Origin of the sequence: Mesorhizobium sp. M1338 (assembly GCF_040318045.1) — a bacterium.
Taxonomy (GTDB): domain Bacteria; phylum Pseudomonadota; class Alphaproteobacteria; order Rhizobiales; family Rhizobiaceae; genus Mesorhizobium.
The window spans coordinates 1-8403 of sequence record NZ_JAMYLL010000096.1; the positions used below are offsets into that span (position 1 = coordinate 1).

Consider the following 8403-nt stretch of genomic DNA (forward strand, 5'->3'; position numbering starts at 1 on the left):
GCGAAGCCGATGTCCGAAATACGGGTGCCAACGGTAATGGACCTCGACCTCCTGCCCAACATGGGCAGAATGACCCCGAGATGGTTCTCGGCAGAAAGTCCTGGCTGTTCTGCGGTTCCGATCGCGGCGGACAGCGCGCTGCCGTTCTCTACAGCCTGATCGTCAGCGCCAAGATGAACGATATCGATCCGCAAGTCTGGCTCGCCCACGTCCTCGCTCGACTGCCCGCCTATCCAGCCCATCGGATCGATGATTTGCTGCCGTGGAATTGGAGACCCGCAAAACTGCGGACCCAACCAGCGGCGGCCTGATCATGCAGCGCAATAAGGTGCATCACATCTACACCGTCGAACGTGTCGCCAGGGACCTCGGCGTCAGCGAAGAGCTCATCCAGGACCTGACCCTCGGTCTCGAGCCCGAGGATGGCGTGATCTGGGTGTACGGGGCTAACGATGACGACGGGATCTTGGCCTTCACCGATGAAGGCATCGAAGAGGTCGAACTCCTCCTCGAAGAACATCATCGCGTCTCCCCATCGAAAGCTTGACCCCAGCACCGCGGTGCTCAGGTCCTCATGGCATCGGATATGCACGTCTGCGGTCTTCACCGGATGCGTACAGCTCATACCAATGTCGCGCCGACAATAAGCGACGTCCGCCAAGAAATATGCCGCAAGCGAAACAGCGGTGGTGTGCTTACATATGGGCAAGCTGCCGTTGAGATAACCGTCTGCCTGTGCCTAGGCTGCCCTATAGCCGACAGGGAAAATGCGCTGGTGTTTCTTCTTGTAGATGCAGTAAGTGAGCAGATCGTAGGTGTTTGAGAAGCTGTGCAACCAGAATACATGGGGTTCGCCGTTCGCATCATAAAAGATGCTTTCGCCTTCGCCTACTGGACCCCGTTTGCGGTTCGTTGCGTGATCGCAGATCGCGGAATAGGCAACTGTGGTGGTGATTCCGGGAAAGTGCTCAGCTAAAGCTATCGATCTTGGAAAATATGCCACATTGTCATTCCCCGCCTTCTCGCAAATATCTCTGTGATACGGATGCCGACTGACAACGCCGAAGGCAGGAAACTCCGGGTCGCGTTCACAAACCATTTGCCAAAGTGTTGTTGTAAGTGTGTTCCCATAGCGCTTGCGAAGCTGCTCGATACTCTTCCATTCCAATGAGCAGTCCAGCGCTTCCGGTCGAAACCTTCCTCCGAGAAACAAGAGATGGCGTCCGCCATAGTTAGCTTCTGCTTCCATTGCCTGATGGAATGTTGGGTTCAGCGTGGACTCGTTGTCGCCCAGAAGCAGGGAGCGATGCCACGGTAGAAGGTCATGTGTAATTTCATGTGCGATGAGGAAGCGTCGCTTTAGCTCGGCTACCTCGTCATCGATGAAGATTCTTTTGTCGCCTTCCTTCAACATTAGGATACCACGAAGGCCATATTGCTGGACTACATCGACCATGCGCTTAGCCGTGCTGGTGATCTCGTTCCCAGCCATTCGCGCCCTGTGGGCGATCTCATCTAATAGGCTCAAGTTCGCCTTGCTATAATAGGTAAGGTCAAGCTTTTGCAGCGCGCGCACCTGCTCGAGCCTTAATGGGGGCTCTGGATTGCCGAGATCACGTAGCAAACGTGATATGTGCTCATGGATATCTCGGCGCTCAAAGTTCCCGATTATCGGCTCAATCGCAGACATGGTCATCCATTCTTCTTATCGATTGACGCCAGTACCTTAACGAAATCGTTGAGGTCGCGCCTTTCAGCCTGGCTTAGTTTCGATAGGTCGTCTGAACTCGCAGCAAAACGATGCACCGCTTCGGTGAGATTGTCATTCTGCGCGGACGCCGCCGCAGTCAGCAGTCCTACAGCACGTGCTGAAACCCCAATAAACTCGGCTAGCTGATGAACGGTACGCGGGCCTGGAACATAGTTGGGATCCTTCTCCACCTGCTCCAATTCCGCCGCATCAACACGAATTTTGGCAGCCAACTGCGCAATGCTTAAACCGTCCTTGCGTCGAAGCTGATGCACCAACTTAAACAACACAGCAGATTTCTGTTCGGGGGCAGCCGAATTAGGCTGCCCCGCAGTTGCTTGATGACGAGACTTCTCCTGCATAAGACGCTCAAGCGGAGCTGCGTCGCGGAGCGGGAGCCCCACGTCGCAATCGACATCCGGATCATGTTCGATATGGCTGCGCAGCCAATCGGCAGTGAAATGTAATTTCATGGTCGACTCCTCTTGTTAGTGTTGCACGGATAGGAAAGTCGCAGCATCCCTGCTGGAAAGCTCGAAGTATCTAAGTCCTTTATGTACTCCTTCGCTATCCGTTCCGAAATCCGTCATTCCGATCGCATCCCGGTAGAAAACTTCTGCGCCACGAAGTGAATGCAGACCAATTCGGCCACCAAATTCCTCTTCTAGGCTCAAGCTGACGGCCGTACCGATGAGCACACGGCCCGCGCCCTTGTAAGTCGGGTCAGCAACCAACTTTGGTCGGTTCCATGGAGCCGTCGCCAAAAACTCCACGTAGATCAGCGGCGCTCGCTGATGCTCGGGGTGGCGACTGAAGCAATCCTGACCGCCTTTGCGCGTCATCATGATGGCTTGGGTACTGCCACCACATTCAAGCACGAAGAAATCGAACAGGAAGGGGTCGTTCAGCGCAACCAGCGCCTTCTTGCCCCATTCCCAATGGGCGTCTTCAGCATTGACCTCTGCTAACGTCTGAAGGGAAGCCTTAGCCTCCCTCCGACGCAACTCAAAAAGAGGTCGCCAGCGTCCTTCGATATGCGCGAGATTCGTGCTGTCCAAGCCATGATACAGGTGTGCATCTTCGTACAGGCCTGTGGCACGATTTTTGAGAAAGACTCGATCGATCAGCCCTTTCATAGAACCATAAGCTCTACTTTTTCTGATTTATCCGCGCTTTCGACGAACACCTTTTCGCCCCGCGCCAGTCGATCATCGACTGATTTGTAGAGCCGCAGCGCTTGGCGAACGAGTGCGGTTTTAGACAACCCTTTTTCTTCACACATGGTTTCAAGGACGCTCATTTCTGCGTCCGACAAATTAAGCGTCATCGTACGCTTCACAGGCGCTTCTCCCTAACCAGCACTCTCCATGTAGCTATAAAGTCCATACCTGTCAATCAAAAAACAATCATTAATTAGCCAATCAATAGCTAGACATTGGCTAAAAACTCCATATATGATTTGTGCAGAATGAGAAACAAGGAGGGTTCAATGCCTGACGTAACGCACTTTACATATAAGCTGGATGGTCGCGTGATCGCCACCAATGACGCCATAATCTCAGGTCGCGAGGTCCGCACCATCGGCGGGCTCAATCCAGCTAGCGGTTATATTCTCATCCAGATTGCGGACGGGTCGACGCGTTCGATCGGGCTTGAGGAGCCGACCGACCTGCGACAGATGCCGCAGCCTGAGTTCCTTTCATTCGAAGGTGATCGGACCTTCTCCCTCACCGTCAACGAGCGCGGCTGGGAATGGGGGGCGGCCAAACTCTCCGCAGCTGACATCTACCGTTACGCCAGCATCGATGAGGAACTCGAGCTAATCCTGGACAGCGCCGGCGACGCGGTCATTCCCGCTGATGGCGAGGTGACTCTGGGCGGACAGGGAGTCGAGCGCATCCGCAGCCGCGAAGCGAAGACGGTGGTCATCAAAGTCAACGGGCGACCGCGTACGGTGCCCAAGAAAAAGCTCAGCTATCGTGAGGTTGCACTTCTCGCCTACCCTGACGCCGACTTCGAGAAATTCAAGTACACGATAACTTACCTGAAAGGTGTACACGGCGCGGAAGGTGATCTGGTGGAGGGCGAAAAGATCGAAGTCAAGAATGGGATGGTCTTCAATGTCCGCCGATCTGATAAGTCGTGATCCACATCTGAAGCAACTGCTGGACGAGGGGTTTGAGCTTGAGATGCGCGACCTCGTCCTCCTCGTTCACAGCGTGCCCTATGTGAAGCGGGACATGTCGCTTGGTCGAGGCACACTTGTCTGCACTCTGTCGCTGGATACGGAAGGCCTGACCTCGACTCCACTGACGGACCACACCATGTGGTTCGCCGGCGAGACGCCTTGCCATCGCGATGGCACGCCAATGACAAATATCATCCATAATAGTCAGGAAGCGACTGTGGGGTCGGACATCAAGGTCCACCATTATTTCTCGTCGAAGCCAGAAGGCACCGGCCAGTATGCCAACATTTACGACAAGGTTGTCACCTATGAGTCTCACCTCGGTGCTGCTGCGCGGTCTCACGACAAGACCGCCAACGCGCGTACAGGCGTCACGTTGGCCAGTGCGGAGGACGATAGTCCCTTCGCGATTCCCGATTCTGCGTCAGTCCGCTACGGAATCCTCGCCGCCAACCGCAAACTCAGGGGCAGCATCGCGATCATCGGCCTCGGCGGAACCGGTGCCTATCTGCTCGACCTCGCCGCCAAGACCCGTGTTGCCGAGATCCACATCTACGATGACGACCAGCTTCTCAACCACAATCTTTTCCGTTCGCCTGGTGCTCCTGAACTGGTGCTAGCGAAGAATTTCCCCCGCAAGGTAGATTATTACGCTGCGCTCTACGCGCGCATGCACAAGGGCGTGAAGCCGCACACCACTCGAGTGACGGCTGACAACATTGACGAATTTTCAGCCTATGACTTCGTATTTGTCTGCGTTGATAAGGGATCGTCGCGGCGCGTGATTGCCGAAGGGCTGGTTCGCCTGGGCATTGCATTCGTCGACACTGGCATAGGTATAGGGCTGGACGACAACACGCTCGACGGTTGCGCAAGGGCAACGTTTATTGCCCCTGGCATGCCGTGGGCGGAAGTGGCTACCCATCTGTCGTTCGGTGACGACGACGAAGAGGCCGATGTGTACGGAACCGAAATCCAGATCGCCGAACTCAATTCTTTGAACGCGATTATGGCGGTCATGCGCTGGAAACGCTGGCTGACCTTCTATCGTGATGAGCGCAACGAAAGGAACGCGACATACATGATCGAGGGCAACAATATCACAAACCGGGTGACATGATGGCTCGGGTGGATTGTCTTACAACGGTCTTCGTCGAAGACATTCCGGAACAACTGGAAGACGGTGTCCTTTACGTGTCGCGCGAATGCCACGTCGCGCTGCATAATTGCGCGTGTGGGTGCGGCGAGGAGGTTTCAACACCGCTCGTTCCGACTGAATATGACCTCATTATGGAAGACGAGGGAGCCTCGATATGGCCGTCGATCGGCAATCACGACTTCCCTTGTGGCTCGCACTACATCATTAAAAGCGGCCGCATCCAATGGGCCGGCAAGATGTCTCGCGCGCAGATCGAAGCGGGCCGCGTCCATGACCGTCTGCTCAAGCGCGGCGCCCAGCCGAAGGGGCTCAGGGCCATCGTCGCATGGTTCAAGCGCCTGTGGATCAAGTTCATTGGCTAATCAACGTTTGCCATGGGGTCGGCCGCAATTTGCGGTCGGGCTGGCGCCGACACGGCTGTCCTCCGATTGGCTCCAAGTAGGTCTAGGAAGCCGGTAGTCGTTGATGTTGCAAATCTGAATGAAGGGCAGGTTTCAGGGAAACGGTTACCTGGCGGCGTTGTCCAAATGAGGCGCGAAGCCCGATCTTTCATCCAGGAGCACCCGGACAACGCCGAAACTCGCTCGTCAGGGCCGGAGATCGCTTCGTTTTCTGTGAAGTCGGTCGATTAGGGATTCATTTTGGTCGGTACCCATCCAATTCTGAATGAACCGAATTTGGCGGTCTGACCGGCCGAACAGATAGGTGTCTGCTGACCCAACGACGTGTTCGTTTATTGGCCTAATGCCAAACCCAGACGCTGCCGCGCGCGGGATCATGTCTGTACCGCAATGCGGGCAAGAGCCCCCGAAACCCGCTTGCGGGCGGAATCTTCGCCCATCGACCAATGCGTTACGCATGGCACCTTTCCCGGCAATGCAGATATGTGGCAGAATTTATGGCCGGGAGCGGGAGCGAAGATATATGCGAGGGTAAAACCTTGGCATGCTTATCGTTGGGCGCGATCACTGAGAATGGCCTTTCAAACCAATCAGGAACCTGTTGCTGCCACCTACGGCATTGCCGGGACGTCGCGCCAGAACGCGACAATCGCGTCTGAGAACGTCTGGAACTGGTCATCGCTCACCTTGAGGTGCGTGTGGTTCAGCAGTTTCTCTGACCACGGCGGCCGAGTGCCTTTGAGCGGATCGTCTAGATACTCGGAGCAGGTTTTCTTCAGGTCATCCAGCGATTTTCCGGCGCCGTGCTTGTAGACGTTGACCACCAACCGGCACGCATCGAGCGTCTTGAAGTAGTCCGTGCTTCGGACTTTCCAGCCGAAACTTTCCAGGAGGTCTGCAATCTTGGCGAAATCCGCTGACCAGACCTTCGCAGCTGCCGTATCCCCTCGATGCCAGTTTCGTAATTCGCGGACCAGCCAGTCCCGCAGCTGTTTGTCCCACTCGTGGAACATCCCTGCGGTGACACTCAACCGGGTTTGGTCGCGTATGCCGCTCAGGAGCTGGTAGAACTCAATGCCGGCGTCGCGAGCAGCCTCGTAGAAATCCCCGGAATCGTCTCAAACCGGCCTTTGCTTTGCTCCAGCACTGCGGGGCCAGATCCGGCGTTCCCCGCCGCGCTGAAATGCCTCACTCCTGCGGCCTCACACTCGCCAGGAGGCACAAGTGCATCCCCATGCCTGACTGGCAGTGCGCTTCGCCGCAGGAAGAGTCCCGTTACTTTCCCGGCCTGGCAGGGCAGCTTGTCTCGGCGCCGCTGAATTCCGATCTGCAAAGCGGCCTCATTCCGTCACGCGCTGTGAAAAAAGGGCAGGAGGGCTACGGCTTCCATTTCAGCGTCAGCCGCTGAACGCTTGAGCCGTCTCTACGGCTATTCGGCTGGGGTTTTCCGAAGCTTTTCTAACACAAAGAGCTTGCCCTGGCGCACGGCGTACTCGATTGATTGCGCCTTCGCCAGATGTGCCGCAATCGAGCTGGCCAGCATGCAGCCCGTCCCGCGCATCGATGCGGCAAGACGCGGCGTGTCAAAGCGGACTGGTTCGTGATCGGGGCGCAACAGAATATCGGTTGATTGCGGTCCCGATGCATGGCCGCCCTTGATCAGCAGAGCCCGCGCGCCGGCTGCCAGCAATTCTTGGCCTTGCCACACTACGCCGTCCTCATCCACTGCCCGCTCCGAGCCAACAAGGAGTGCCAGCTCGAAGAGATTGGGGGTGACCAGACGGCAAAATGGCATCAGATCGCATTTCAGGGCGGCGATGGCGCCGGCTTCCAGGAGCGCCCGGCCTGACGTCGAGGCCAGCACCGGGTCGAGCACTGCCGGCACCTGCGGATTTTCGCGCAGCACTCCGGCAACCGCAATGACGATCTCCACCGTGGCGAGCATCCCGATCTTGATGGCCGCCACTTTGTTGGCCTGCAACCCCGCACGCATCTGACCGGCCACCAGACCGGGTTGCATAGAGTGGATTTCCATGACCGCATGGTGCGTCTGCACCGTCAGCGCGGTGACAGCAAGGCAGGTGCGCACGCCAATGGAAGAGATCGTCTCGATATCGCGTGCGATTCCAGCCCCACCGCTGGAGTCAGATCCGCCGACCACGAGCACATGCGGTTCTCGCCTCAGCGCCATGGCTTTGTCTTTTCGATCCATTCTCGCGTGCGCGCTTCGGGATTGGCATTCAACGTGATGTCGGTGACCACCGCCGCGGTGTCCGAACCAGCCGCGAAAACACCGTCGAGCCGATCGGGGTTGAGGCCGCCAATGGCGACCAATGGGATCGGCGCCACCCGATGCTTCCACTCGCTGATCCGCTCGAGCCCTTGCGGCGCCCATTTCATATGCTTCAGGACGGTGGGATAGATGGGGCCGAGCGCGATATAGTCGGGCTCGGCAGCGATGGCCGTTTCCAGTTCTAGATGATCGTGCGTGGAAAGCCCGAGCTTCAATCCGGCGTACTTAATCGCCAGCAGGTCGGCCGCAGCCAAATCCTCCTGGCCGAGATGGACGAAGTCGCAGCCTTCCTCAATTGCCGTGCGCCAATAGTCGTTGACGATCAGTTGGCAACCATGGACCGCGCAGACGCCGTTCGCGCGGCGGATTTCCGACCGCAGCGTGGTCTCGTCCCTATCCTTGATGCGCAACTGAACCAGCTTGACGCCGAGCGGGACCAGCCGCTCGACCCAGTCAGCGCTGTCGACGATCAGGTAGAAGGGATCGAGCTTCATGAAAAAACGGCCCTGCCGATGGTCGGCGTCGACGGCACGGCGACGTCGCGCGGTTCGAGCATTCCGGAGCTGAAAGCTTCACGACCGGCCTCGACCGCCTTGCCGAACGCACACGCCA

At 57.1% G+C, this 8403-nt stretch carries 13 protein-coding genes and 1 pseudogene; 6 read left to right on the top strand and 8 right to left on the bottom strand.

Annotated features, from left to right (window positions below; genetic code table 11):
* Together NKH19_RS32585 and NKH19_RS32590 are read left to right on the top strand one after the other, a co-directional pair.
* Positions 1 to 311, top strand: a 311-nt coding sequence (locus tag NKH19_RS32585; protein WP_352983812.1) for a transposase domain-containing protein, incomplete at its 5' end; no start/stop codon positions are given.
* Between the two features lie 2 nt (positions 312 to 313).
* Positions 314 to 547 (top strand): hypothetical protein, encoded by a 234-nt coding sequence (locus NKH19_RS32590; protein ID WP_352971565.1) that lies wholly within the window; start codon positions 314 to 316, stop codon positions 545 to 547.
* Positions 548 to 739: 192 nt separating this feature from the next.
* Here NKH19_RS32590 and NKH19_RS32595 read toward each other — a convergent pair whose 3' ends face one another.
* Genes NKH19_RS32595 through NKH19_RS32610 form a run of 4 tightly spaced genes read right to left on the bottom strand, consistent with a single transcriptional unit; the run spans position 740 to position 3089 of the window.
* A complete protein-coding gene (locus tag NKH19_RS32595; RefSeq protein WP_352538818.1) occupies positions 740 to 1696 on the bottom strand; it encodes an ImmA/IrrE family metallo-endopeptidase in 957 nt (318 codons plus the stop codon).
* Positions 1693 to 2223, bottom strand: coding sequence for a helix-turn-helix domain-containing protein (locus NKH19_RS32600; RefSeq protein ID WP_023830723.1), 531 nt, complete (start codon positions 2221 to 2223; stop codon positions 1693 to 1695). Before NKH19_RS32600 ends, NKH19_RS32595 begins: the two co-directional genes overlap by 4 nt.
* Before the next feature lie 15 nt (positions 2224 to 2238).
* Entirely contained in the window at positions 2239 to 2886 is a 648-nt protein-coding gene (locus tag NKH19_RS32605; protein ID WP_023697175.1) for a hypothetical protein, read from the bottom strand.
* On the bottom strand, positions 2883 to 3089 hold the full coding sequence (locus NKH19_RS32610) for a ribbon-helix-helix protein, CopG family (protein ID WP_010913797.1): 207 nt from the start codon (positions 3087 to 3089) through the stop codon (positions 2883 to 2885). The genes NKH19_RS32605 and NKH19_RS32610 overlap by 4 nt, the downstream gene beginning before the upstream one ends.
* Before the next feature lie 150 nt (positions 3090 to 3239).
* On the opposite strand from NKH19_RS32610, the gene NKH19_RS32615 reads away from it, so the two are divergent.
* From NKH19_RS32615 to NKH19_RS32625, 3 genes are read left to right on the top strand one after another with little or no spacing between them, the layout of a single operon-like run.
* Positions 3240 to 3896, top strand: a complete 657-nt coding sequence (locus NKH19_RS32615) for a multiubiquitin domain-containing protein (protein ID WP_352538817.1) — start codon at positions 3240 to 3242, stop codon at positions 3894 to 3896.
* On the top strand, positions 3871 to 5058 hold the full coding sequence (locus NKH19_RS32620) for a ThiF family adenylyltransferase (protein WP_023697173.1): 1188 nt from the start codon (positions 3871 to 3873) through the stop codon (positions 5056 to 5058). The genes NKH19_RS32615 and NKH19_RS32620 overlap by 26 nt, the downstream gene beginning before the upstream one ends.
* Positions 5055 to 5459 (top strand): ubiquitination-like system serine protease family protein, encoded by a 405-nt coding sequence (locus NKH19_RS32625; RefSeq protein WP_023697172.1) that lies wholly within the window; start codon positions 5055 to 5057, stop codon positions 5457 to 5459. The genes NKH19_RS32620 and NKH19_RS32625 overlap by 4 nt, the downstream gene beginning before the upstream one ends.
* A 650-nt stretch (positions 5460 to 6109) precedes the next feature.
* Here the strand turns inward: NKH19_RS32625 and NKH19_RS32630 are convergent.
* Positions 6110 to 6529: a hypothetical protein gene (locus NKH19_RS32630; RefSeq protein WP_245272726.1), complete on the bottom strand. Its 420-nt coding sequence runs from the start codon at positions 6527 to 6529 to the stop codon at positions 6110 to 6112.
* 203 nt (positions 6530 to 6732) lie between these two features.
* Between NKH19_RS32630 and NKH19_RS32635 the strand changes: the two genes are divergently transcribed.
* Entirely contained in the window at positions 6733 to 6906 is a 174-nt protein-coding gene (locus NKH19_RS32635; RefSeq protein ID WP_352538816.1) for a hypothetical protein, read from the top strand.
* A 21-nt stretch (positions 6907 to 6927) separates the two neighbouring features.
* On the opposite strand, the gene NKH19_RS32640 is transcribed toward NKH19_RS32635, so the two are convergent.
* From NKH19_RS32640 to NKH19_RS32650, 3 genes and pseudogenes are all read right to left on the bottom strand, one after another.
* Complete coding sequence (locus NKH19_RS32640; RefSeq protein ID WP_352538849.1) at positions 6928 to 7689, bottom strand: hydroxymethylpyrimidine/phosphomethylpyrimidine kinase; 762 nt, start codon at positions 7687 to 7689, stop codon at positions 6928 to 6930.
* Entirely contained in the window at positions 7680 to 8285 is a 606-nt protein-coding gene (locus NKH19_RS32645; RefSeq protein WP_352870219.1) for a thiamine phosphate synthase, read from the bottom strand. Before NKH19_RS32645 ends, NKH19_RS32640 begins: the two co-directional genes overlap by 10 nt.
* Positions 8282 to 8403 (bottom strand): annotated as a pseudogene (locus NKH19_RS32650) (thiazole synthase); the annotation flags it as partial. The gene NKH19_RS32645 and the pseudogene NKH19_RS32650, both read right to left, overlap by 4 nt.

Coding starts and splice junctions, on each gene's coding strand:
- NKH19_RS32590 (WP_352971565.1), top strand. CDS start 314: ATGCAGCGCAATAAGGTGCATCACATCTACACCGTCGAACGTGTCGCC.
- NKH19_RS32595 (WP_352538818.1), bottom strand. CDS start 1,696: ATGACCATGTCTGCGATTGAGCCGATAATCGGGAACTTTGAGCGCCGA.
- NKH19_RS32600 (WP_023830723.1), bottom strand. CDS start 2,223: ATGAAATTACATTTCACTGCCGATTGGCTGCGCAGCCATATCGAACAT.
- NKH19_RS32605 (WP_023697175.1), bottom strand. CDS start 2,886: ATGAAAGGGCTGATCGATCGAGTCTTTCTCAAAAATCGTGCCACAGGC.
- NKH19_RS32615 (WP_352538817.1), top strand. CDS start 3,240: ATGCCTGACGTAACGCACTTTACATATAAGCTGGATGGTCGCGTGATC.
- NKH19_RS32620 (WP_023697173.1), top strand. CDS start 3,871: ATGTCCGCCGATCTGATAAGTCGTGATCCACATCTGAAGCAACTGCTG.
- NKH19_RS32625 (WP_023697172.1), top strand. CDS start 5,055: ATGATGGCTCGGGTGGATTGTCTTACAACGGTCTTCGTCGAAGACATT.
- NKH19_RS32635 (WP_352538816.1), top strand. CDS start 6,733: ATGCCTGACTGGCAGTGCGCTTCGCCGCAGGAAGAGTCCCGTTACTTT.
- NKH19_RS32640 (WP_352538849.1), bottom strand. CDS start 7,689: ATGGCGCTGAGGCGAGAACCGCATGTGCTCGTGGTCGGCGGATCTGAC.
- NKH19_RS32645 (WP_352870219.1), bottom strand. CDS start 8,285: ATGAAGCTCGATCCCTTCTACCTGATCGTCGACAGCGCTGACTGGGTC.